This window comes from Aquimarina macrocephali, from assembly GCF_051627225.1.
In the GTDB taxonomy this organism is placed as follows: Bacteria; Bacteroidota; Bacteroidia; order Flavobacteriales; family Flavobacteriaceae; genus Aquimarina; species Aquimarina macrocephali.
Genome location: NZ_CP151795.1, coordinates 2,302,251 through 2,326,855, shown reverse-complemented (window position 1 = coordinate 2,326,855; position 24,605 = coordinate 2,302,251). Strand labels below are relative to the sequence as shown.

Annotated in this window: 27 protein-coding genes; 19 read left to right on the top strand and 8 right to left on the bottom strand. The window is 32.7% G+C overall.

Features of this window, described 5'->3' with window-relative positions; translation table 11 throughout:
* Positions 1 to 7: 7 nt before the first annotated feature.
* A complete protein-coding gene (locus AAFU52_RS10410; protein WP_024770006.1) occupies positions 8 to 370 on the bottom strand; it encodes a VOC family protein in 363 nt (120 codons plus the stop codon).
* 92 nt (positions 371 to 462) lie between these two features.
* Between AAFU52_RS10410 and AAFU52_RS10405 the strand changes: the two genes are divergently transcribed.
* From AAFU52_RS10405 to AAFU52_RS10325, 17 genes are all read left to right on the top strand, one after another.
* Positions 463 to 1,854 (top strand): hypothetical protein, encoded by a 1,392-nt coding sequence (locus AAFU52_RS10405; protein WP_438426361.1) that lies wholly within the window; start codon positions 463 to 465, stop codon positions 1,852 to 1,854.
* A gap of 134 nt (positions 1,855 to 1,988) precedes the next feature.
* On the top strand, positions 1,989 to 2,813 hold the full coding sequence (locus AAFU52_RS10400) for a class I SAM-dependent methyltransferase (RefSeq protein ID WP_024770008.1): 825 nt from the start codon (positions 1,989 to 1,991) through the stop codon (positions 2,811 to 2,813).
* Between the two features lie 48 nt (positions 2,814 to 2,861).
* The gene (locus tag AAFU52_RS10395) at positions 2,862 to 3,431 is read left to right on the top strand and encodes a class I SAM-dependent methyltransferase (protein WP_438426360.1); all 570 of its coding nucleotides are present in this window, start codon (positions 2,862 to 2,864) and stop codon (positions 3,429 to 3,431) included.
* Positions 3,432 to 3,561: 130 nt separating this feature from the next.
* Positions 3,562 to 3,891, top strand: coding sequence for an ArsR/SmtB family transcription factor (locus tag AAFU52_RS10390; protein WP_024770010.1), 330 nt, complete (start codon positions 3,562 to 3,564; stop codon positions 3,889 to 3,891).
* The gene (locus AAFU52_RS10385; protein ID WP_438426359.1) at positions 3,884 to 4,342 is read left to right on the top strand and encodes an SRPBCC family protein; all 459 of its coding nucleotides are present in this window, start codon (positions 3,884 to 3,886) and stop codon (positions 4,340 to 4,342) included. Before AAFU52_RS10390 ends, AAFU52_RS10385 begins: the two co-directional genes overlap by 8 nt.
* Positions 4,343 to 4,431: 89 nt before the next feature.
* The gene (locus AAFU52_RS10380; protein WP_438426358.1) at positions 4,432 to 4,671 is read left to right on the top strand and encodes a DUF1059 domain-containing protein; all 240 of its coding nucleotides are present in this window, start codon (positions 4,432 to 4,434) and stop codon (positions 4,669 to 4,671) included.
* A gap of 5 nt (positions 4,672 to 4,676) precedes the next feature.
* Entirely contained in the window at positions 4,677 to 5,117 is a 441-nt protein-coding gene (locus AAFU52_RS10375; protein ID WP_024770013.1) for a GNAT family N-acetyltransferase, read from the top strand.
* Between the two features lie 304 nt (positions 5,118 to 5,421).
* Positions 5,422 to 5,979: a TetR/AcrR family transcriptional regulator gene (locus tag AAFU52_RS10370; RefSeq protein WP_438426357.1), complete on the top strand. Its 558-nt coding sequence runs from the start codon at positions 5,422 to 5,424 to the stop codon at positions 5,977 to 5,979.
* A gap of 42 nt (positions 5,980 to 6,021) precedes the next feature.
* The gene (locus tag AAFU52_RS10365; RefSeq protein ID WP_024770015.1) at positions 6,022 to 6,468 is read left to right on the top strand and encodes a GNAT family N-acetyltransferase; all 447 of its coding nucleotides are present in this window, start codon (positions 6,022 to 6,024) and stop codon (positions 6,466 to 6,468) included.
* 20 nt (positions 6,469 to 6,488) lie between these two features.
* Entirely contained in the window at positions 6,489 to 7,259 is a 771-nt protein-coding gene (locus AAFU52_RS10360; protein ID WP_024770016.1) for a hypothetical protein, read from the top strand.
* A gap of 37 nt (positions 7,260 to 7,296) precedes the next feature.
* Positions 7,297 to 7,881: a Crp/Fnr family transcriptional regulator gene (locus tag AAFU52_RS10355; RefSeq protein WP_024770017.1), complete on the top strand. Its 585-nt coding sequence runs from the start codon at positions 7,297 to 7,299 to the stop codon at positions 7,879 to 7,881.
* Positions 7,882 to 7,968: 87 nt separating this feature from the next.
* The gene (locus tag AAFU52_RS10350) at positions 7,969 to 8,832 is read left to right on the top strand and encodes an MBL fold metallo-hydrolase (protein WP_024770018.1); all 864 of its coding nucleotides are present in this window, start codon (positions 7,969 to 7,971) and stop codon (positions 8,830 to 8,832) included.
* A gap of 130 nt (positions 8,833 to 8,962) precedes the next feature.
* Positions 8,963 to 9,400 carry a GNAT family N-acetyltransferase gene (locus AAFU52_RS10345; protein WP_035091417.1) on the top strand — a complete coding sequence of 146 codons (438 nt, stop codon included), beginning with the start codon at positions 8,963 to 8,965 and terminating at the stop codon, positions 9,398 to 9,400.
* A 178-nt stretch (positions 9,401 to 9,578) separates the two neighbouring features.
* Positions 9,579 to 10,328 carry a molybdate ABC transporter substrate-binding protein gene (gene modA, locus AAFU52_RS10340; RefSeq protein WP_438426356.1) on the top strand — a complete coding sequence of 250 codons (750 nt, stop codon included), beginning with the start codon at positions 9,579 to 9,581 and terminating at the stop codon, positions 10,326 to 10,328.
* A gap of 3 nt (positions 10,329 to 10,331) precedes the next feature.
* Entirely contained in the window at positions 10,332 to 10,730 is a 399-nt protein-coding gene (locus AAFU52_RS10335) for a TOBE domain-containing protein (protein WP_438426355.1), read from the top strand.
* Positions 10,730 to 11,401, top strand: coding sequence for a molybdate ABC transporter permease subunit (modB, locus tag AAFU52_RS10330; RefSeq protein WP_024770022.1), 672 nt, complete (start codon positions 10,730 to 10,732; stop codon positions 11,399 to 11,401). The genes AAFU52_RS10335 and modB overlap by 1 nt, the downstream gene beginning before the upstream one ends.
* Positions 11,398 to 12,273 (top strand): ATP-binding cassette domain-containing protein, encoded by an 876-nt coding sequence (locus tag AAFU52_RS10325; RefSeq protein ID WP_438426354.1) that lies wholly within the window; start codon positions 11,398 to 11,400, stop codon positions 12,271 to 12,273. The genes modB and AAFU52_RS10325 overlap by 4 nt, the downstream gene beginning before the upstream one ends.
* Before the next feature lie 147 nt (positions 12,274 to 12,420).
* Here the strand turns inward: AAFU52_RS10325 and AAFU52_RS10320 are convergent, their stop codons facing one another.
* On the bottom strand, positions 12,421 to 15,843 hold the full coding sequence (locus AAFU52_RS10320) for a fibronectin type III domain-containing protein (protein WP_438426353.1): 3,423 nt from the start codon (positions 15,841 to 15,843) through the stop codon (positions 12,421 to 12,423).
* 398 nt (positions 15,844 to 16,241) lie between these two features.
* Here AAFU52_RS10320 and AAFU52_RS10315 point away from each other — a divergent pair, with 398 nt between their 5' ends.
* Both AAFU52_RS10315 and AAFU52_RS10310 read left to right on the top strand, forming a co-directional pair.
* Positions 16,242 to 16,787, top strand: coding sequence for a hypothetical protein (locus AAFU52_RS10315; RefSeq protein ID WP_438426352.1), 546 nt, complete (start codon positions 16,242 to 16,244; stop codon positions 16,785 to 16,787).
* A 5-nt stretch (positions 16,788 to 16,792) separates the two neighbouring features.
* Positions 16,793 to 17,287, top strand: a complete 495-nt coding sequence (locus tag AAFU52_RS10310; RefSeq protein ID WP_024770026.1) for a nuclear transport factor 2 family protein — start codon at positions 16,793 to 16,795, stop codon at positions 17,285 to 17,287.
* Here AAFU52_RS10310 and AAFU52_RS10305 read toward each other — a convergent pair.
* From AAFU52_RS10305 to gdhA, 6 genes are all read right to left on the bottom strand, one after another.
* Positions 17,284 to 17,919, bottom strand: a complete 636-nt coding sequence (locus AAFU52_RS10305; RefSeq protein ID WP_438426631.1) for an HAD family hydrolase — start codon at positions 17,917 to 17,919, stop codon at positions 17,284 to 17,286. The two genes, AAFU52_RS10310 and AAFU52_RS10305, sit on opposite strands and share 4 nt — an antisense overlap.
* Before the next feature lie 38 nt (positions 17,920 to 17,957).
* On the bottom strand, positions 17,958 to 20,363 hold the full coding sequence (locus AAFU52_RS10300) for a TonB-dependent receptor (RefSeq protein ID WP_438426351.1): 2,406 nt from the start codon (positions 20,361 to 20,363) through the stop codon (positions 17,958 to 17,960).
* Positions 20,364 to 20,367: 4 nt separating this feature from the next.
* Positions 20,368 to 21,087 (bottom strand): DNA repair protein RecO, encoded by a 720-nt coding sequence (gene recO / locus AAFU52_RS10295; RefSeq protein ID WP_438426350.1) that lies wholly within the window; start codon positions 21,085 to 21,087, stop codon positions 20,368 to 20,370.
* A gap of 30 nt (positions 21,088 to 21,117) precedes the next feature.
* Positions 21,118 to 21,645: a DUF4136 domain-containing protein gene (locus tag AAFU52_RS10290; RefSeq protein WP_024772947.1), complete on the bottom strand. Its 528-nt coding sequence runs from the start codon at positions 21,643 to 21,645 to the stop codon at positions 21,118 to 21,120.
* A gap of 182 nt (positions 21,646 to 21,827) precedes the next feature.
* Positions 21,828 to 23,018, bottom strand: coding sequence for a DUF5018 domain-containing protein (locus tag AAFU52_RS10285; protein ID WP_438426349.1), 1,191 nt, complete (start codon positions 23,016 to 23,018; stop codon positions 21,828 to 21,830).
* A 144-nt stretch (positions 23,019 to 23,162) separates the two neighbouring features.
* Positions 23,163 to 24,506, bottom strand: coding sequence for an NADP-specific glutamate dehydrogenase (gene gdhA, locus AAFU52_RS10280; RefSeq protein WP_438426348.1), 1,344 nt, complete (start codon positions 24,504 to 24,506; stop codon positions 23,163 to 23,165).
* Between the last annotated feature and the right edge of the window lie 99 nt (positions 24,507 to 24,605).

The window sequence follows — 24,605 nt, the reverse complement described above, 5'->3', positions numbered from 1 at the left end:
CAAAATACTACTTCATAGAATGAAAAGCCACTCTATTCCCTTCGGTATCCAAAAAAATGGCCATATATCCATTTTCTCCCAGTGAAGTTTTTGGCATTAAAATCTTGCCTCCTGCTTTCTCTACCCGAGCCAAAGGAACAGATAGATCATCACCACCATTAAGATAAGCAAATGTACCTTCTTGTGAAGGTTTATTTCCATTACCATGAGTAATGCAACCTCCCACGCCACCATCTTTATATGGAAAAAAAGCCATTTTAAAATCCATCTCCATAGGTTGTAGTTCGGCTTCTAAAAGCGCATTATAAAATTGTATTGCTCTTTCAAAATTAGTGCTTGGTATCTCAAACCAGCTAATTGCATTTGACATGATGTTATAATTTATTGGTTTCTAATATCTCAAAGGTAAGTGATCATATGTGTCAAAAAAATTATATTTTTACAAAAACATAGGTTTCTAAAATGAAAAAAAACGAAGAATTATTTTACCTGATCCAATCGTTATCTAAAAGTGAAAAGCGTTATTTTAAATTAAGCACACAAGGAAATGAATCTTCAGAATACCTAAATCTTTTTGATGCAATAGAAGCCCAAAAGGAATATAATGAAGCTCAAATTAAAGCCCTTTTTAAAGACAAAGCGTTTGTAACTCAATTAACCACAATAAAAAACTATCTAAAACAGCGTATTCTTCAATCGTTAAGAAATTATCACTCTCGAATTTCAAAAAATGCGGAGCTTATGGATATTATTCGTAATGTAGAAATTCTATTTCACAAAGGCCAGTATACAATCTGTTTAAGTGAATTAAATCGGGCCGAAAAAAAAGCAAAAAACTTTCAGCAGGATGTTTTACTTTTTCACATACAAGATTGGAAAAGAAAAGTACATCAGGCATTATATCCCCAGGATTTTGAGACATTTAAAGCTATTATTCAAAAACAAAAAGAAACGCTCGAATCTACCAATGAATATATCAGTCTTCTACTAGCCAATATAGATCCTACACAATTCTCATTATCACATAAAAAAAGTGTTTCGTTACAAAATAAAACTCTCAAAACACTACACAAATACAGAAAACAACTCCTAACCAAGCATACAGACAAAGCAAAACAAACTCTAGAAGATCTCATCAAAGAATGGGAACAAAACCCCGAACTGTTAAAAGAATACTTTGCAATGTATTTTTCTATAAACAACAACCTTCTTGGTTTTCTTGTGTTCAAAAAACAATACAAAGAAGCGTTTGTAAGAATTTTACTTTTAAAACAAAAAGCGCTTACCATTGGCACTATTTCTGCAGCTTTGATTAAAGAAAAATTAAGGCTCTATAACATAGAACTTGAAATTCACAGAAATCTAAAAGAACTACATACCACTCACGAGATTATTGATGAAATCCAAAATTTTATTGAGCTACATAAAACTCTTGTCCCTAATAATTATTGGCTATCTTTTCGTTTTCAATTTGCAAATATTTATTTCTTAAAAAAGGATCACAAAAAAGCACTACAATGGATCAATGACATCCTTAATCATCAAACCAAAAAAGACCGAAAAGATTTAATCACTTACACCTATTGGCTAAACCTATTGGTTCATTATGAGCTTGGCAATGGATTTACGCTGCGATATTTGATAAATTCCATGAAAAAATATCTTAAAAAACAAAAAAACATAGTTTTCTATGAAAAAATCGTATTAAAGTTTTTATCAAAAACTGTCGAATATGATGTTATAGAGAAAAGAAAAGCTTTTATAGTACTTAAAGAACAGCTCGAGGAACATCCAATTCCTGGTCATATATTAGGATATGTTGATTTTAAAGAATGGGTGTATAGAAATTGCTAACTTCTTGAGAAAGAATCAAAAAGTGATGTGCATGCAATGTCATAGTTTTCTACTACATCACTCCTTTTTACTATCTTAGTTCTCACACAGAAAAACACTGGATAAACCACTCACACTAATTTGAAACAAGAAATATGGGGACTTTAACTTCACAAATTGAAAACCATTATTATCGGCCTGATTTATATGATGATATTTTAAATCGTCTCAAAGAAATGGGAGTCGATATAGAAAATGTTAACCGAAAAGATATAGCCAGTGTCGATGAGTTTCATGTGAGAGGAGCAGAAGTCTCTCGCGAATTAGCAAAAACAGTTAGTGTAAATAACGCTAAACTATTAGATGTTGGATGTGGAATAGGAGGACCGTGCAGGATGTTGGCTGATGAATTTAACTGCAAAACAATTGGTCTTGATTTATCCGAAGAGTTTATAAAAACCGCAACTAATCTATCTAAACTTGTTGGCTTAAATAATAGCACAGAATTTATTCAGGGAGATGCAACTAATTTACCTTTTGAAAACAAATCGTTTGATGTAGTTTGGACGCAGCACGTACAGATGAACATTAACGACAAATTAAAATTTTACTCTGAAATAGATAGAGTATTAACTACCAAAGGAACCTTTATTTATTATGATATTTTTAAAAAAGGAGATAACGAAGTAGACTACCCAATGCCCTGGGCAAATGAATCAAAAATAAGTTTTCTTGAACAAACTTCTAAAATGGAATCTATTCTTGATACATTGGGATTACAAAAAGAACGATCTTCTGACCAAACTGCTAACGGAATCATATTCTTTGAGAATCTATTAAAAAAGATAACGCAATTTGGTCCACCAAAATTAGGGCTGAATGTCTTAATGGGAGCATCTACAAAAGATAAAATCACTAATTTATTAAGAGGTCTTAAAGAAGAAAAAATTATGCTTCAAAGTGGAGTTTATAAAAAATAAAAACTAGTACCAATAACATCTGTAGTATATTAGAACTCACAATTAATCATGACAGGAAAGTATTATAAAACAAAAGAATCAGTCGAAGAATATATCAGGTTAGCAAAAGATGTTAATGGAGAATCTTTAATTGAAAAACTTAAACAAGTTTTACCTTCCAATTCGACCTTACTCGAAATTGGTTCGGGTCCTGGTACAGATTGGAAAATCCTGAACAAATCATATGATATTACTGGTTCTGATAACTCAACCGAATTTCTAAATCATCTGATCTCCAAAAATCCTAATGGAAAATTCCTTGAGTTGGACGCCATTACTTTAAAAACAGATAAAAAATTTGATGGAATTTATTCAAATAAGGTATTACATCACTTAAACGATAATGAATTGATCGACGCTGTTAAAAGGCAATATGAAATTTTAAATTCTAGTGGAATACTATGTCATTCTTTTTGGAAAGGAGAGGGTTCTGAAATTTTCAAAGGTCTTTTTGTAAATTATCATAACGAATCAACACTTAGAAAATCCTATCTAAAGTATTTTGACATTCTATACATCAGTGATTATAATGAGTTTGAGGATAATGATTCTCTCTTGTTAATCGCAAAGAAAAAATAATACCCACTTTCTGCTTTAACTACTACCCTCTCATAACTAATTCTATTCGTTAGCTACAATTTCTTGTAAAAAAAATTGCGTAACCAAATGATTACATTTATATTTGTAACCAATCAGTTACTTAAAAATTATGAGAAGAGATGTCTTTCAAGCAATAGCCGACCCGGTTAGAAGAGAAATTATAGAGTTACTGGCAGACGAAACATTAACTGTAAATACGGTAGCCCAAAAATTCGACGTTAGTCGTCCCGCAATTTCAAAACACTTAAAAATCTTAAAAGAGTGTGGTATAATAACTATTAATAAACAAGGGAGAGAACGGCTATGCCAAATCCAACCCAGAAACCTTATCCCCGCTTTCTTATGGATAGAACAATATCGAAATCTGTGGGAAGACAGGCTCGATTCTTTCGAAAATTATTTAACCAAATTACAAACAAAAAATAAAGAAAATGAGTAATCAAAGTGAAGCAAACAATCGAACTGTAACCCTAAAAAGAACCTTTAATGCACCTATAAAATTAGTTTGGGAAGCCTGGACTCACCCCGAACATATCGCTCAATGGTGGGGGCCAAAAGGAATGAACACAAAAGTAATTGAACATGATTTTAGAGTTGGTGGCAAGTGGAAATACACCATGCAAATGCCAGACGGGAACGAATTCATTTCTGACGGTGTGTATTTAGAAATTGTTGAGCTCAAAAAAATATGCTCTTCTGCAAACTTCAGACCCATGACAGAAGGTGTAGAAATACAAGCTCTATTTGAAAAAAATGGAGACAAAACTAATTTTACTTTTAATGTCATACATCCAACAGAAGAATATTGTGAACAACAAACAAAAATGGGTATTATGAATGGTTGGGGGTCTGTTTTTGATAGACTTGGAGAGTTTCTTGAAGAAAAGTAACAATTTTTATGTGAAATATTAAACACACATGAACCAAACAAAAAGCAAAATCAAATAGAACAATTATCTAATCATAAAAACTGAAAATTATGAAAACAATGACATGCAAACAGCTAGGGGGAGCATGTAATAAAGAATTTCATGCCAATACGTTTGAAGAAATAGCCGAAATGAGTAAAAATCACGGTACACAAATGTTTCAGAAGGGTGATAAACCACATCTTATAGCGATGAATAAAATACAAGAACTCATGAAATCTCCTGAAGCTATGAAAGAATGGTTTGAAAATGTTAGAAAAGAATTCGATACGCTACCAGAAAACAAATAAGTATCATGCTTGAAGAAATTAAAATAAGAGAACTACATAAATCTGATGCACTTTCAATAACTGAACTTTCTGTGCAACTTGGCTATCAAATTGATAAATCTTTAATTCTAGAACAGATGGCTTTAATAAACGCTAATAAGGATCATTTTGCATTTGTAGCCGTTTTAAATAATATAATTATTGGATATATACATGGATTTCTTTCGATTAGATTAACATCTTCTCCCTTTTTGGAAATCGGAGGACTTATCGTTAGAAAAGAATACAGAAGAAAAGGAGTCGCCAGTGCTTTGATCGGGTATCTAGAAAGTAACGTTAATGATTTTAAAACCGTTAGGGTAAGATGTAATGTGAAAAGAGAATCTGCTCATCGGTTTTATTTAAATCTGAATTATATCGAGAAAAAAGAACAAAAAATATTTGAACGAATACCTGATAAGCCGTAAATTAAACTGCATTGAATCAAGAAAAATGATTTTAAGAAGTTTGATACCGTATATCAGATTTCCTATTTAATATTAAATGTAACAGAATACTTTAAAGGAGAATAGCCAACTACAATAAAAGTAATCAGAAGAATTGGCAGAAATAATAATTGACAACACGGATTTTGAAAATTTGAAAATGACTAAAATACTTCTAAAAGAGTAGAATATAAGGCTTCGACATAAAATAATATAGTATTAAATTGCAGTCAAATACACATTACCGAACGTTTGGTAAAATATTTTTTATTTGTACATTTGCCCTATGAGACCACAAAAAGTAAATGATCAGGATTTATTAGAAGGCTTAATGTCTGTTATTCGTTCAAAAGGCTATGACGGCTCAAGTCTTAATGAACTGGCTGGCTCATCGGGCCTACAGAAAGCAAGTTTATATCATCGTTTCCCTAATGGGAAAAAGGAAATTACTTCTGTTGTTCTAGATTATGTAGAAAAATGGGCAGCTGATAACATTCTTTCTCCTCTATCTGATACTACTTTACAACCAGATGAAAGGCTTGAAAAAGCAATCATAAACATAGATGATCTTTATGGAGGAGGCAAAAAGACTTGTATTTTAAGAGCGCTAACAATGGATTCAAATATCGAATTATTTGGAAAGCAATTAAATCAAATTATGACTCAATGGATTACAGGTTTTAGTACTTTAGGAATTGCATTTGGTTTATCAGAAGATGATGCAAAAAGCAAAGCAGAGCAAACCTTAATTTTAATACAAGGGAGCTTAATTGTATCCAAAGCGACATCAGACCTCTCCCTTTTTCAAAAAACCCTAGCGTCTATAAAAACTATGTATATCTAGTATAAAATCCCTATATATTTTCTTCTATCTAATATTCTGTATATGCATAACAAAAAAGTAGAAATAAGAAAAGCCAAAGATTCTGATTTCTCATCAATTCATCGTTTTATTGAAATATTAGAAAATCAGGCCTTCAAAAAAAATGAACAAGAAAAGATTTTTCTGGAAAATCTAAATAACCGTAATAATATATATCTTACTGCTATAGTTGAAAATGAAATTGTTGGCTTTTTAAGTTGTCATGTTCAAAATCTACTTCATCATAATGGATTGATTGGTGAAATTCAGGAAATGTTTATAACAGAGAGTTGTCGTGGTTTAGGGATCGGACAAAAACTAATAGATCAACTTAAAAGTATAGCAAAAGAAAAGAAAATAATTCAACTTGAAGTTACCTCAAACATTAAAAGAGAAAACGCTCATAGCTTTTATGAAAATCAAGACTTTGTAAATACTCATAAGAAATTTGTTTGTAAATTCAACAAATAAAAAAATAGGTGTTCAGAACCATGAAAAAGATATTCTTCCTGATATTAATCTCGCTTTTATGTTGTAAAATGTATAGTCAGGTAAAGACTATTCATGTATATGTAGCTTTATGTGATAATGAAAATCAAGGAATTGTTCCTGTTCCCGCAAAATTAGGGAACGGAAAAGATCCAAAACATAATTTATATTGGGGTGCTGGTTATGGGGTAAAATCTTTCTTTAAGTTTAAAGCGAAAGACTGGAAGTTGGTAAAAGATTTTGAAATAGATGATCCGGTATTACTAGATAGAGTTTTATTTAAACATAGTACCAAAAAGATCTATTTATTAGCTGATGCCTATGATGGTGCAAAAATCCAAACTTGCATTGAAGATTTTCTACTGGCCTCTAATTCTCAAAACCCTATTTCGATTGAAGTAAACTCAGAAACATTAAAATTTGGTGGAGATGCTGATTTACTTTCATATATCGGTCACGATGGTTTAATGGAATTTAACGTAGATATTACATACAAGAAAGAGATTATTAAAAAAAGAGAGGTTATAGTTTTAGCATGTTATAGTCAGAAGTATTTTTCAAAAGAAATAGAACACGCAAAAGCAAACCCCATTTTATGGACTACACATTTAATGGCACCCGAGGCATATACATTGAAGTCAGCGATCGATGGTTGGATTAAAAATGAAACAGGAAAACAAATTGAAGAAAGAGCGGCTCAAACGTATCATGCGTATCAAAAATGTGGTATAAAAGGAGCCAGAAATCTGTTTACCACAGGGTTTAAAAAATAATTTGTTTAAGATATTACCTGTAAACCAGAAATAGAAAATGCCATATACTCTTCTTAAGGAAAATATAGATAAACACATTCAATTTTCTGATTCAGAATTTGAGACCTATAGTCATTTCTTTTACCCAAAGACTATTTCTAAAAAAGATTTTTTACTTAGACAGGGTGATGTATGTCGATTTGAAGGCTTTGTAACTAAAGGTTGTTTTCGTCTTTTTACAATAGATAATGATGGAAATGAAAATGTTTTATATTTTGCTGTCGAAGATTGGTGGGTCACCGACATAGACAGTTTTACAAATCAAGCTCCTGCCCTATTATCAATTCAAGCCCTTGAAGACAGTGAAGTTTTATTGATCAATAAAGAAGATAAAGAACGACTGTATCAGCAAATGCCTAAAGTAGAAAAGCTATTTCGTATAATGACACAAAAAACTCTGGTTTCTTTACAAAGAAGACTAATACGAAATCATAGTTATACAGCAGATGAGCGTTATCTGCACTTTATCACTACCTATCCAAAAATAGCACAAAAACTTACCAATTTACAGATTGCAGCTTACTTAGGAATCTCACATGAATTTGTAAGTAAAATTCGAAAAAAGATCGCTTCAAAAAAATAATCAAGATACTCACAGTTATTGAACTAGTTCAATGTTTTTGAAAATTGATGTATGCAACTTTGTACCATCATTTAAAAGAACATTAAAATGAACAAAATCAATTTTTTAATAACAATACTATTAATTTCAATAACAATGAGTAGTACAGCACAAAACCTAGAATACAAAGTGTATCGGGCAGACGAAAACAGTTTTCACATCGCTTCTGTTTTAATTTATGGAGAAAAAGACGCAGTTCTTATTGATGCGCAATTCACACTTTCTGATGCACATAACGTAGTTGCAGAAATCCTAAAAAGTGGTAAAAACCTCACAACCATTTATATAAGTCACGGAGATCCTGATTATTATTTTGGGCTAGAAGTATTTAAAAACACTTTCCCAGATGTAGCCATTTATGCCACCCAACACACTCTATCTCACATCAAAAAAACATATGAGAAAAAGTTACAGGTTTGGGGGCCAAAACTAGGAAGCAATGGAACAAAAAAAGTTGTTTTCCCACAAGTATTAAAAGGAAATACGATAGATCTCGAAGGCCAATCTATAGAAATAAAAGGTCTTGAGGGCTCTACTCCAGAAAGAACATTTGTCTGGATACCATCTCTAAAAGCAATTGTAGGAGGTGTAAATGTATATGACAATCTACATCTATGGATAGCAGATGCGAGCACGACAGAAAAACGTGTTGCCTGGTTATCTGTTTTAGAAAAAATGGAACGCCTTAATCCAGAAGTTGTTGTCTCTGCACATGCCTTAGATAACAGTAACTTAAATCGTAATGCGATTACCTATTCTAAAAACTATTTGATTGCTTATCGGAAGGAAGAAGCAAAATCAAAAAATTCTGAAGAACTTATCGCTGCCATGCAAAAATTGTATCCAAACGCAGGTTTGGGTATAGCACTTCAATTGGGTGCTAAAGTGGTAAAAGGTGAAATGAAATGGTAAATTCCTTTTGATAATAATACACAAACAATAGCAGTTTAATAATCCTTAAACTGCTATTTCTGTTTAATTTCGGTACTTTGTATCCTCAAAAGTAATGGATTCGATCATATTGCAGGTCAAAATTAAAAACATGGAAGTATCTAAGGAAAACTATAGCATCTCAACAGATAAGAACAAGTTGGATGTTTTATTGATATATAATTTTCTAACAAATGAATCAGGATGGAGTGATGGTATTTCATATGATACAGTAAAAGTATCAATAGAGAATTCTCTTAATTTTGGGCTTTATTCTGAGGAGAAACAGATTGGGTATGCAAGAGTGATTTCGGATTATTCAACAATTGCTTATTTAGGAGATATTTTTATCCTCAAAGATTACAGAAAATTAGGATTAAGTAAATGGCTAATGGAAACCATTATGGGGCATCCTAATTTACAAAATTTAAGACGTTGGATTTTGTTAACAAGTACTGCCGAATGGCTATATGAAAAATACGGATTTACAAAGCTTCCAAAACCAGAAATTTATATGGAGAAATTTGATCCTAATGTGTATGCAAAATAAACAGCAACGGTCAATACTATAAAAGTTATATGATAAAACACCTTCACATCATAGTTCGGGTCATCAAAAATTGCTTTAGATAAAAAAGTTACTTAGATAGTACTCAATCTCTACACGTGGTTGCTTTTTGAGTTGTTATCTTTACAGAAAAAGTAATACAGGAGAACAGTTACAAAAAATGAAAAAAGCAATATTCATACTTCTCATATATTTGATAACAGCATGCCAGCAAAAACCAGAGAGAAAATTAACTATTGCTGTAGCTGCAAATATGCAATTTGCAATGAAAGAGTTATCCAAAACTTTTACAGACCAAACGGGTATTGCTTGTGACCTTATTATAAGCTCATCGGGAAAATTAACCGCGCAAATTAAAGAAGGCGCTCCTTTTGATGTATTTGTTTCTGCCGATATAAAATATCCAAAAGAATTATTTGATACGGGTTTTGCGATCAAAGCACCTAAAATATATGGCTACGGAAAATTAGTTATGTGGTCAATGATTGATACTATTGATCCATCTCTAGAAACTCTTAAAAGTTCGAAGATACATCATATTGCAATTGCAAATCCTAAAATGGCTCCCTATGGCCTAGCAACAATAGAAATTTTAAAACGACATAACCTTTATGAAAACGTAAAAGATAAATTGGTATACGGAGAAAGTGTTTTACAAACTAATCAGTTTATTATTTCAAAATCAGCAGAAATTGGTTTTACTTCAAAATCCGTAGTTTTATCTCCAGAAATGAGCAATAAAGGCAATTGGATTGATATAAAAGATACAGATTACTCTGCAATCGCTCAAGGAGTTGTTATTCTTAACCAGAATAATCAAGAAAATGCAGAAAAGTTCTATGACTTTTTATCTTCTGCAGATGCAAGAAGAATTCTCGAAAATTTTGGTTATTTAACAAAAGAAAAATAATCTATGAATGTTCTACAGGGAGAAATAACGTCTATAAAAACTAATGGTAGTTTATCATTGGTTACTGTTGATGTTGGAGCTGTTTTTTTTAATACTATTATAATAGAAACACCCGATACAGCTTCCTATTTAAAACAAGGAAATCATATTAAAATGATTTTCAAAGAAACAGAAGTAATTGTTGGAAAAGGAATAGAACATTCTATAAGTATACAAAACAAAGCAATCGGAGAGATTATTAATATAAAAAAAGGACAATTATTAAGTACGTTAACTATTGATTCTACAGTTGGGCATCTAACCGCAATCATTACTTCTGATGCTGCTGATCAATTGCAATTAGAAATTGGCGAAAAAATCACAGCCATGATTAAAACTACCGAAATAATGTTATCAGAATGATGGATTGGCAACCTTTAGTATTAACGTTTAAACTGGCATTAGTTACCACGCTTTTGTTATTGGTTATTTCTGTCCCTTTATCCTATTGGCTTGCTCATACGAAATCAAGAGTAAAACCATTCTTAGAAACCTTGGTAAGTATGCCTTTGGTTTTACCTCCAACCGTCTTAGGATTTTATATGCTAGTAGCTTTTAGTCCTGCAAATGCTTTTGGAAGTTGGTTAAACGAGTATCTAGGCATACAACTTATTTTTTCATTCCAGGGACTTGTTCTTGCATCGGTTATTTATAGTTTACCGTTCATGGTACACCCTATTCAAGCTGGATTTTCAAATTTGCCTTCATCAATAACAGAAGCATCCTATGTATTAGGAAAATCTAAAATTACAACTCTTTTCAAAGTATTACTTCCTAATATAAAACCATCATTACTCACAGGAGTTGTATTGGCTTTTGCTCATACCATTGGCGAATTTGGTGTCGTATTAATGATCGGTGGCAATATGCCAGGAAAAACAAAAGTGGCCTCTATTGCTATTTATGATGAGGTAGAGGCTCTTAATTATGATGTAGCAAATTGGTATTCGCTCATTTTGTTTGCAATTACATTTAGCATCTTATTACTGGTATATCTGGTTAATGGTGGGTATTTAAAAAGATTCTGGAAATGATACATATAGCTTTGCAAAAAGAATTAACAGCAGCAAATGGAGCAATGCAACTTGATGTTAACATCAATATTGAGCAAGGTCAATTAGTTACACTGTATGGGGATTCTGGAGCGGGTAAAACTTCTATACTTAGAATGGTTGCTGGATTACTACAAACAGATGAAGGACTAATTACAGTGAATCAAAAAACATGGCTTGATACCAAAAAAGGAATTTGTCTAAAACCTCAACAACGAAAAATCGGATTTGTGTTTCAGGATTATGCTTTATTTCCTAATATGACTGTAAAAGAAAATCTTCTCTTTGCAGTAGAGAAAGGTCAAAACAAGAAAGTTGTTAATGAACTCATAGATATTATCAAACTAGGTGATCTACAAGATCGGAAACCTGAAAATCTTTCCGGGGGACAAAAACAAAGAGTGGCCTTAGCAAGAGCATTGGTAAGAAGACCAGAAATTTTAATGCTGGATGAACCTCTTTCTGCATTAGATATAAAAATGCGTACAAAGCTACAAGATTATATTCTTAAAGTACATAAGCAATTTAATTTAACTACCCTACTTATAAGCCATGAGATAGGCGAAGTTATAAAAATGTCTGATACTGTATTTAGTATTGAAAATGGAAAAATAATTAAACAAGGGAGACCTATTGAAGTATTTACTACAAAACAAGTAAGTGGAAAATTTCAGTTTTCGGGTGAAATAATTCAAATTGAAAAAGAAGATATAATTCATATTGTTACTATTTTGGTAGGTTCGAATTTTGTAAAAATAGTTGCTGAAGAAGACGATATTAAAGCAATAGCTGTGGGAGACAAAGTAATTGTCGCTTCAAAAGCATTTAACCCTCTCTTACAGAAAATAAATTAATCACAATCTTAGTATACAAAATACTATAAAAGTGAAAAGTGAATTCAAAAGAAAACAGCTATAGTTAAATGGTCACTATAGCTGTTTTTTAAATTCTGTAGACTAATTTAAATATAAAAGTCTATTTTTTTAGTTTTTCATCTTTCTTTATTCTTTTACAAATCGAGTAACATGTTGTGTTTTATCAGAAGTAACTTTCAAAATATATGTTCCTGTTTGCAAATGATCAACTTGTACAGAAGATTTAAAATAGCCACTAGATACTGTTTCTCCTAATAAATTATAAATGCTATAGGTTGCTTCTTGAGAAGGATTAAAAACAATGTTTAGTACACTTCCACTTATCGGATTAGGGTACACACTCATCTTTTGCGGTGGAGCAGCTGAATCAAATTTGTTCGCTTGTTCACTACAAGATGAAACAAGTCTCCATCTTCTTGCACCACGTTCCCACAGATTACCTCTATATACCACTTGATCTCCTATATTATAACGTACTCCCGATACCCAAGTATCTACTCCTTCACAAAAACTCGCATCACATCTCCCTAGTTTTATCCATCCGTTAGCAGTTCTTTCGTAAACATAACTCCTGTAAATTACTCGATCTCCAACAGCATAATTTACTCCTGATACCCATACCTGTACTCCTTCACAGATATCTGTTGTACTTCCTTCTTTTGTAGTAACCGAGACCGTATTACTAAACCCAGAAGTATTTCCTGCAGCATCTTTAGCTTTTACTCTATACTCATATGTAGTATTTGCAGTCAATCCGGTAACATTATAAGAAGTACCACTAACACTGGTAATCTTCACATTTCCCTGGTATACATCATATCCTGTTACTCCAACATTATCTGTAGAAGCTACCCATGATAAAGACAGCGATGTCTGCTCAACATTTGAAGCGGATAAGTTTGTTGGAACACTCGGAGCTTCGGTATCTGTAGCTTCTTTTGTAGTAACCGAGACCGTATTACTAAACCCAGAAGTATTTCCTGCAGCATCTTTAGCTTTTACTCTATACTCATATGTAGTATTTGCAGTCAATCCGGTAACATTATAAGAAGTACCACTAACACTCGTAATCTTCACATTTCCCTGGTATACATCATATCCTGTTACTCCAACATTATCTGTAGAAGCTACCCATGATAAAGACAGCGATGTCTGCTCAACATTTGAAGCGGATAAGTTTGTTGGAACACTCGGAGCTTCGGTATCTGTAGCTTCTTTTGTAGTAACCGAGACCGTATTACTAAATCCAGAAGTATTTCCTGCAGCATCTTTAGCCTTTACTCTATACTCATATGTAGTATTTGCAGTCAATCCGGTAACATTATAAGAAGTACCACTAACACTCGTAATCTTCACATTTCCCTGGTATACATCATATCCTGTTACTCCAACATTATCTGTAGAAGCTACCCATGATAAAGACAGCGATGTCTGCTCAACATTTGAAGCGGATAGGTTTGTTGGAACACTCGGAGCTTCAGTATCTGTAGCTTCTTTTGTTGTAACCGACACTGTGTTACTAAATCCAGAAGTATTTCCTGCAGCATCTTTAGCTTTTACTCTAAACTCATATGTAGTATTTGCAGTCAATCCGGTAACATTATAAGAAGTACCATTAACACTCGTAATCTTCACATTTCCCTGGTAAACATCATATCCTGTTACTCCAACATTATCTGTAGAAGCTACCCATGATAAAGATAGTGATGTTTGCTCAACATTTGAAGCGGATAAGTTTGTTGGAACACTTGGAGTTTCAGTATCTGTAGCTTCTTTTGTTGTAACCGACACTGTGTTACTAAATCCAGAAGTATTTCCTGCGGCATCTTTAGCCTTTACTCTAAACTCATACGTAGTATTTGCTGTCAATCCGGTAACATTATAAGAAGTACCACTAACACCGGTAATCTTCACATTTCCCTGGTAAACATCATATCCTGTTACTCCAACATTATCTGTAGAAGCTACCCATGATAAAGACAGTGATGTCTGCTCAACATTTGAAGCGGATAAGTTTGTTGGAACACTTGGGGCTTCAGTATCTGTACTATTTCCTTTAGGGTACTTCCCAGAAATCGAAAACAATCCTAAAGAAGAGTAATCAGAATAACCTGTAGACAGGTTTCCTTCTCCTACTCCATCTATTTCAATATAATATTTTCCACTTTGTAAAGTAGTACTTATAGATGCTTTTAAACCTTGTGGATCAGAGGATGTAACTTCTTCACCATTGTTATTTAATAACCTTGCTTTAATATTTAAATTTGGATGGTATGGATTTGGGTCAAAAGAAAAATTCACCTCTCCTCCTGAAGTTTGAAAAGAAAATAGATCTTTATCCGATGTTTTTTCAATGATTCCTTCATTATCTACTTTAGATACATTTCCGTTACTATCAGATACTAATTCTGTAGCACTATTTATAGTATTTCCATGATCATCTTTTTTATACCCAAAACCGTTTCTAGAATTTGAAATAATTGCTAAATCATTCTCCGTATTATTAGCATCATTATATTCTCCTTTACTCCAATGACCTAATGTTTTATTAGCACTCCAACCCATAATTGGGCTCCATTGTCCATGTCCCGAATAATATGTAGTTCCAGATCTTGTGCCATCGTGTGCCAATCCAAGAGTGTGTCCTACCTCATGAGATCCTGTTTCTCCAGCTGTTCTTGTTCCTAGGTTATATACCCAACATGGATCGTCAGAATTCCAACTAAAAGAATTTAGATACGCTACTCCTCCTGATCCAGGAGCTGCATCGTTTGTTGGCGTAAATATTGCCATCATTCTTTGGTTTTTTGGGGTAGCATCAAACACATCTCTTCTGGTAGTCACATTTATATTAAAAGGATTAAAATCGTCTACCATAATTCGCCATACCGCAAGAATTTTTTCATCACTAAAACCAGCAGGTTTTGCATTAATTGTTCTACCTCCTACCCAACGAGTACCAGACACTACTTCTCCATCAAAATCAAGATAGATAACATGAGATGCCCCGGGAAGACTCTCTAATTGTATTTGCGCTTTTTGCGGGATAATTACACCAGAATCATTTTTAGCGGCAGCTTTTTCTTCTTCAAAATCTACGCATAGTATACTATGAATATCCTGATCGCTTGCTAATACTTGTCCTTTGTTATTAGTTGAAATCTTAAATGCTTTTTTCTGATCATAAAATATAATCTCCCCAGATATTTTTTCATCATTTTTAGTAAAACTAAAAACAGGCTCTGTTGTAGCAGCTGATTTAGCCCTATTAATCAAGACATTACCAGTCACAAAGTATCCATCTACAATACTTTTTTTAACATTAATCTTAAGGTTGTATGATTCTTTATCTGATAACTTAATAGTAAAATTACTATTTCTTGACTTATTTGAAAATACTGATTCTGAGAAGCTCTTTACAGTTCCCACAACAACTTCTTTCTTATCTTGCGCATAAGAAGAAAAGGAAAGAATCAATAGAAAGGCTGTCATACACATCTTTTTAAATATGCAAGAAAACATCCTCTCATTAAAGTTTAAATTTTTCATGATCATGAGGTTTAGGTAAGTGATTTGTGTTTGTGTTAGTTTAAATAAAAAAAATCATCACAAAAGTAACTTGTGTGCCTTTTAAAATTTAGCCCTATTTAGAATTCATCCGTATCCAATTAGAATTCGTTACATGATAGACAATAAGTGATTAATCAAAGGGAAGTTTCCAGATTCAGGAAAATGTATATTTTGGGTTCTTAAAAACAACATATCACTTTATGTGAAGCTTAGAAATTATAGAATTCATGTGTCAGAAAGACATTTAACTCGCTTTATTCTATGAATATAATTTTGCCAAATTAGTATAGAAAATGTATCAAATCTTTTTGATTGCGAGAATACTATCATTTTGACATAAATATCTTATTTTTGAGTCCTTACTATAAAAATATAGAATGCGAATATTTCTTTTTTTAGGGATTGTATTAGTTTGTTTTGGGTGTCAAGGTGAAAAAAACACCAATATACAAGGAAAAGACCCTGTTGCTAAGCTGGATAGTCTTTCTAAGGAAAAAATTAAATTAAATCTTCTAAAACTTTCTCCAGAGGCAGAAAGAAGTCTTGAAATTTTTGAAGATTTTCAAAATCTGAGAAGTTTTATAACCGTATTACGCAATGAAAATTCTTTCTACGTAAATAAACATGTTGATAGTATAGATTTACTAGTGAGCACATTTAAGGAAAACCTTTCTGAAGACCTAAATATAAACACTATTAACTCCCGAATTAGTGTTCTATCTACTGAAACAGGTTTACTAAAACTATTATCTGAAAAGAAAAATAAAGATTCTGATATGGTTATGGAAGCTAATACAAGATTGATTAAAGCTTATAATAGTTTGATTATACAATTAAATGAATTGTCATTAGCGATCCCAGAAAATATTGAAAAAGAACTTTTAAGAGAACTCGAAGATCAAGAGAAACCACCTATAAAATAAAACGTATGCAAAAGCCAATCTTATCTTTATTACTTTTCATCTGTAGTTTTTGTTTTGCACAACAAAATACTGAAATTAATACGACTCTTGAGCAATGGCACAAAGCTGCAGCAGATGCCAATTTTGAAGTTTATTTTGGTCTTATGACCGAAGATGCAATTTTTATAGGAACTGATCCTACAGAAAATTGGAATAACTCTGAGTTTAAAGCCTTTTCAAAACCATATTTTGATAAAGGAAAAGCTTGGAGTTTCTCTACTCTTGAAAGAAATATTTTTGTGAAAAACGAAAGTGATATCGCCTGGTTTGATGAGTTATTAGATACTCAAATGGGGATTTGTCGAGGCAGTGGTATCCTTCAAAAAACTACTAATGGCTGGAAAATAAAACACTATGTGTTATCTATTGCCATCCCTAACGAAAACGTAGCTGAAATTACCAAGCTTAAAAAAGAGTTTGATTCCACCTTAATGCAAAAACTAAGAGCTCCTAAAAATTAAATCAGTGATTCTTTGAATGCTGACAGCGTAGAGAAGCAATGTTTAGCACCGCTTTCCAGGAGTTTTACTCTGTTCTTATCTCCGATACCCACAAAATCAAGAGATAAATTTTGGGCTGTTTTTAAATCCCAAACACCATCTCCTATTGATACAATACGGTCAAAATTTTCTTTATCATAATATATCTTTGACCTTTCTATAGCATCCAAAACAAAACCTTCTCTCGACTCGTGTGTTTTTGAAGTTGCTAATAGTTTTTCATCATACCAAATATCACATTGATCCAATTTGATCATAGCAGGTTTAGGCAATGCACCTGTAGCAAAACAAAAAGGAACATTACTATCTTTAAAAAACCGAATTAATGATTTGGCACCATCAATTTCTTTTACGGGATCAAACATTCCCATTTGATAAACCAAATCGATTTCAAAATCATCTAATAATTCTTTTGGAAAGGTGTTCTTAAAATTGCGTTCATAGTTATATCTCAATGCATAACTATCAGTATGATGTTTATACCTATCATAATCGGTATCAATATCAGAAATCCCTAGTGCTAGTAATGAGTTTGTAACCGAAATCAAATACATAGGCACACTATCTGTAAGTGTCCCATCGATATCAAATATGAATAATGTATTTTTCAGATAATCCCTATTCTATGATGTTAAAGCGTATATTTTACCGATAGAATAAAATTTCTTCCTGCACCAGCAATACCAGAAGAATAAGGACGGTATCGTTGATCGGTAATATTTTCTATAGATAATATACCTTTTATATTTTTGGTTACTTGGTATTGTGTTCTAAGATTAAAGGTATACCAAGAAGGAGAATATGGGTTCCCATCTTGATCTTTGGCGTATAAGAAGTCATTGTTTTGCTGAGAAGGAGCCAGATCTTCATAACTAAACTCTCCATTATACACTGCAAAAGCATCAATTGTAAATTTGGGTAAAATATAGCTCACCCGAGTAGTTCCAAACTGAGGTGAAACGTGTCTTGAAGAAGCTGTAGTACCATCATCAGATTCCTCTTCTCCTCCAACAAAAGTATACTTGGACGTTAGTTTAAAATTTTCAAGAAACTTGTATTCTAATCCAGCTTCAAAACCATATACTCTGGCATTTGCAGCATTCTGAATAGCTTGTACGTTACTTAGTTCTCCTCCAAAATCGATTTCTGTTTGCCCATTTAAATTATAGTCTCTTCGTATTAATGCATCTTCAAGATATGTATAATACGTCGACAAATCTATAGATAAGTTTTTATCAAAATTTAATTTTACTCCTATTTCACCATTATACGCATACTCAGATTTTATATCCGGATTAGGGACAACAACAGACCCTGGTTCTGAGTCAAAAATCTTACCAACATCATCAATATTGGGTGCTCTAAAAGCTGTGGATAAATTCAATTTCCATTGTATCATATTATTAGGAAACCAACTTAGTCCTGCTGTTCCCGTTAACGCTTCGGTATCAATATTTGCTTCTGTAAATGGAAAATCAAAAAACTTGTCATCAAATTCTGAATACAAAATGATTCTATTATATCGTAATCCACCTTGAAATCTCAGTTTTTCGCTTAACTTATGCTTTATACTTAGATATGCTGCTATAGACTGCCAGGTAGATCCATCTGGATATCTAGAGGGTGCGTCTTCAATACTATTCGTATTAACATTACGTTCTGACCCATCAGAATATACTTGATTTAGCACATATTCCAATCCATAATATAAAGTGGTCTTATCGCTAAATTTTCTTTCAAAGTCCCAATTTAATGAGTAAGCATCTACTTGTTCCTGGGTTTTTTCTAAAATATCACTACCAAAATTACGATCGTTTCTACTTTCTTCAAAATATTGATATGCCGCAGTGATTTTCATTTTATCATATAGCTTGCTTTTTGATTTATGTGATACTTGTAGGTTACCCATAAACCAAAGCTGTGGTCCATAAAACCACTCGGCGGATCTTAAATTTCCATCTCTTCTTCTAATCAAGCGATCATAACGTGGGTAATCCGATGTCTCTGTATAGATAAGACTGGCATTAAAATCCCATTTTTCGCTAGGCATAAAACGAATTTTCTGTAGCAAATTAACCTGATCATACCCCGTAAACACTTGCTTTTCAGGGTCATAATTTCGCACAATAACATCTTCTCCGTTTATGGTTTCTACATATTCATTTCTCAAATAATCATCAGGACCATGACTTCCCATTTTTAAATCGTCAAAATCTGTATAGCTTACACTTGTCAAAAATGCCCATTTCTCTAATCCAATATTAAAATCAACATGCCCAGTTTTTTCATTACTGGCGCTGGCATATCTAATAAGTGCATTACCACTTAGTTTTTGCTTAGTGTTTACAGCAAACTTAGGTTGTGCTGTATAAAAATTCATCACCCCACCTACTGCATCACTTCCATAAACAACAGATCCCGGCCCTAATATCACCTCTGTTCTATCTACAGTAAAAGGATCGACTGATATTACATTTTGCACATTTCCCCCTCTAAAAATTGCAGTATTCATTCGTACTCCATCCACGGTGAGCAATAATCGATTCGTAGAAAAACCTCTAATGATAGGACTCCCTCCTCCCAATTGGCTTTTTTGAATAAAAACCTGTCCACTACTTTGTAAAAGATCAGCAGATGTTTGTGGCATAGACAATGCAATGTCATTAGACGAAATACTTACTATTTTTTGTGTAATTTCTTTTTGTTCCTGCTCCCATTTTGATACGGAAATAACAACTTCTGAAAGCTGGTTTTCATCTGGTTTTAAATATATAGAAAGTGATTTTGGTATTTTAGATTTAACCATACTTATACCTAAATGCGAGATATGCGTAAAATACAAGATTTCGGTATCAGAAAACGCAGAAATATTGGCCACTCCATTAAAATCAGTAATAGTACTCTTAGATTTGATTTTATTGTAAATAGCTACATTAGGGATAGGTTGATTATTTGCTGTACTATATATTGTGATTTTTTGAGCATTGCCGGGCAATACAAAAAGCATAGTCAACAAAAGAAATATAAATACCCGCATTATCTTAATTAAAAATTTCGTTTAAAACAGAAAGTGATTTCGGCTTCTTAAAACCGTGCAAATGTAGTTCAAAATATACTAATAGCATAGCTAGAATATCACTTCGTGTATTCTTTGATAGTTTAATATCCATACTTGCCTCAAATGTTGTGCCTAAAAATTGTTTAAATAATTTTACCTGATCTCCACTTACACAATATACATTACTACTAGTAGATTGAAAAACACCATCCTGCATATTAAAATAGTCTGATTCTGCATGAGGAGTGTCTGGATAAAAGCCAAGGTATTGGGTAAGTTTGGTTAAAAATGTAATATGAAAATTACCAATAGTATCATGTACATCCAACCACATTAAAGCGGTTTCAAGATATTCGAATAGATCTGTATTGGTTTCTTCTTCGTGGATAGAGTTCTTAAGTACTTCAGAAATAAAAAATACCAATGTGCCTTTTATGAAGTCTGTATGTAACGACTTATAAATTGTTTTTATTTTGGCTTCTTTAATTCTCTCTAAAGAGCCTTTATCTCTATGAAAAGCTTGTATTTCTAATAAGGTAAGCGGTTGAAATAGTGATGCTCTGATTTTTCCTCGTTTAGATTTTAAGACTCCTTTTAGTAAATAAGAGCGTAATCCACTTGTTTTTGTAAACAATGAAACAATCAAGTCTGCCTCACTATATCGTAAGGAATGTATTACTATTGCTGGTGAGTTGATCATCATTGTAAACCGAAAATAAATAAAAAAGCAATCTTATTTTTTCTTCTTTGGTGGATATTTGATTAAGGATTTTTCAATAATTTTCTGGAAAAAATCGGTACGTGTATCTGGCGAGGCATTAGGATGAAATCGTTTCTCGGCAATTGCCTGCCATACCATTTCATCTTTTTTCACATCAACAAAATCAATGGTAAGTTCCAGAAAAGTTTCTGGTCCGCCAATAGGAATAGACCCTCCAACACCAATACCAATGCCACCACTACCGCCACCAACTCCTACTCCAATACTATTACGCGAAGGTGTTTTATTAATAATCGTCTTAAAATTTATATAAATATCAGGAGTTTCTGATTTGGTAAACCCTTTGCTTTGCATAACGGCTTCTGTTACCATCAATAATCGTTTTTGATCCAAATCATTAAGTCCAGAACTCATTTCTGGATAAAAAGCATAAGTCTTGTAAATTGAAAAATCCTGTTGCTCATCATAATCATAAACCGTATGTGTACTCCCACATGAGATTAATAATACTAAAAAAAAGAAAAGAGTTATATGCTTCATGAGAACCAATTTAAGAACTCGCCTTGAGTTTTTAGATAATTATAAAAATACATAACAAAATTATATATGCCTAAGTTCGGTACAAAGATCTAATATTTAAGAGTGTTAAATTATTTAGTTCTCCTAAATCAACAACAAAGCCGTTTGGATAAACCAAACGGCTTTGTATAAAAAGTAGTTTATTATTGTTTTCCTTCTATCCTAAAATTAAAATGCCATTCATGCGAATACCACACACTCCAATCTTCTAGCGATGTGTTTTCTCTTTCTTTGGATGTTCCACTAAAGCCTGTTGCTCCACAAATCCCAGAATCTACATTCAGATTAGCGTCAGAGCCACTTGAAACACCAAGAGCCTCTCCATTAATCAAATAATATGTGAAATTATATTGTGTATTCTTTTTCAAAAGTAGGTTTAGTGATGTCAAATCAAAATCTATCCATCCTCCAGTAAACGGACCGTTTATCATAATATTTTTAGAAGCAATTACAACTCCATTTATATCTCTGATATTTAGTTTAAATTCTAAATCTCCCAAATAATTGGTATTAGTTCGACGACTCTCAAAAGGTCTTCTTAATAAAAAACCAAATTTTGTTGGATATGTATCTTTTGCTACAAGTATAACTTGACCAGTACCTACATTTCTAGGGCCTATCCCTCCAGGGTTCAAATCTCCCTCTCTATCATCACCTCCAAACCATTTACTTGCATTCGATATATCACATTGCGCAGCATACTCTTCATTCATCAATTCTAGAGTAACTAGATACTCTTTACTTTCTCCATTTTCTGCTGTGACCGTAAATGTAATTGGATTTCTATAATCAGAAATAGTTTTTGGGTCAGGGCTTATTGTAGCTCTATCTGAAATTACACCAGTAGTTTCAATAGAAGTCAACATAGTATTTGGTAATACTCTTTGATTAATTTTTCCTGTTTCATTGTCAATATCAACATTTGTTTTAAAAAGATCTGTTTTTATTTGAAAAGAAACTATCTCATTTTCAGGACTCAATTCCCTTTTTATATTTACTACGTAATTCTTTTTCTCTCCATTTTCTGCTGTAATAATAAAATTAATAGGATCTTTAATAGAGGTAATAGTACTTGGATCTGGTGTAACAGTTGCTTTATCAGAAATAGTAATTGCCAATGCAATATCCAAATCATCAATCATGTAAGGAACTACACCATTTACTTCGTTATCCTTAATTTCAAAATCTTTCGTAAAATCTCCGCTTGTTAGTTTAACTGATGTAATAAAATTACCAGCATTTAAAACCACTTCTTCGTCTTTATCACAAGAAGCATTAATCATTAAAATTGAAAGCATACATACTCTTCCAAATGTAATCAGTTTTTTTGTCATCTGTACATTAATAGTTTAAATTGATTATTATATAACAGGGTAGGACTTTTCATAAAAAAGCGGCAAAGATACTTTTTTTTACTAAAAAAGCCGTTTGGATATTTCCAAACGGCTTTAATTTTATTTTAAGGAATCATTAAATACTTAGATTACCCCTTGCGCCAGCATAGCATCAGCTACTTTTACAAAACCGGCAATATTAGCTCCTTTTACATAATCTACATATCCATTATCATCACTACCATATTTGAGACAAGCAGAATGGATATCTTCCATGATTTGTTTTAGTTTATTATCTACTTCTTCACGAGTCCAGTTATAACGTAAAGAGTTTTGTGTCATTTCTAATCCAGATGTGGCTACACCTCCTGCGTTAGAAGCTTTTCCTGGAGCAAAGAAAATTTTGGCTTTATGGAAAGCTGAAATTGCTTCTGGTGTACTTGGCATATTAGCTCCTTCACTAACACAAACACACCCATTGGCAATTAATGTTTGTGCATCATCTCCATTTAATTCATTTTGAGTAGCACATGGTAACGCAATATCACATTTCACTCCCCATGGGGTTTGTCCTTTATGAAACTCTGCAGAAGGATACTTATCTGCATACTCGCTGATACGTCCTCTTTTTACATTCTTAAGTTCCATTACAAAAGCAAGTTTTTCTGCATCAACTCCGTCTTTGTCATAAATGTATCCAGAGGAATCCGATAGTGTTACTACTTTTGCTCCCAGTTGCGTTGCTTTTTCTGCAGCATATTGTGCTACATTTCCTGAACCAGAAACTGTTACTATTTTTCCTTCAAAAGAACCTCCTTGGGTTTCAAGCATATTTTTTGCAAAATAAACAGTTCCATATCCAGTAGCTTCTGGGCGAATTAGAGATCCTCCCCAGGTAAGTCCTTTTCCGGTAAGAACACCAGTAAATTCATTACGCATTTTACGATACATCCCGAATAAGAATCCAATTTCACGACCTCCTACTCCTATATCTCCTGCAGGAACATCTGTATCAGGGCCAATATGTCTAAAAAGTTCACTCATAAAACTATGACAAAAACGCATAATTTCATCGTCAGATTTTCCTTTAGGATCAAAATCAGATCCTCCCTTACCACCTCCCATAGGAAGAGTAGTTAGACTATTTTTGAAAACCTGTTCAAAAGCCAAGAATTTCAAAATACTTATATTTACAGAAGGATGAAAACGTAATCCTCCTTTATATGGTCCTATTGCAGAATTCATTTGAATACGATATCCTCTATTCACATGAATCACTCCTTTATCATCTACCCATGGTACACGAAACATAATCGCTCTCTCTGGTTCAACCATTCTTAACAGGATATTCTTCCCGTTATAAATTTCTTTTGTAGCTATGTAAGGAATTACAGTTTCGGCAACTTCTTGTACCGCTTGTAAAAATTCAGGCTCATGTGTGTTACGAGCCTTTACCTCTTCCATGAATGCATCTATCTTTGCTTGCATATGTTAATTGAATTAATAGATTCTTATCTATAGGTTGAAATATCACGCCAAATATATGATATTCCTAAAAAAACAAGTTTATTTTTTTAATTTAATAAT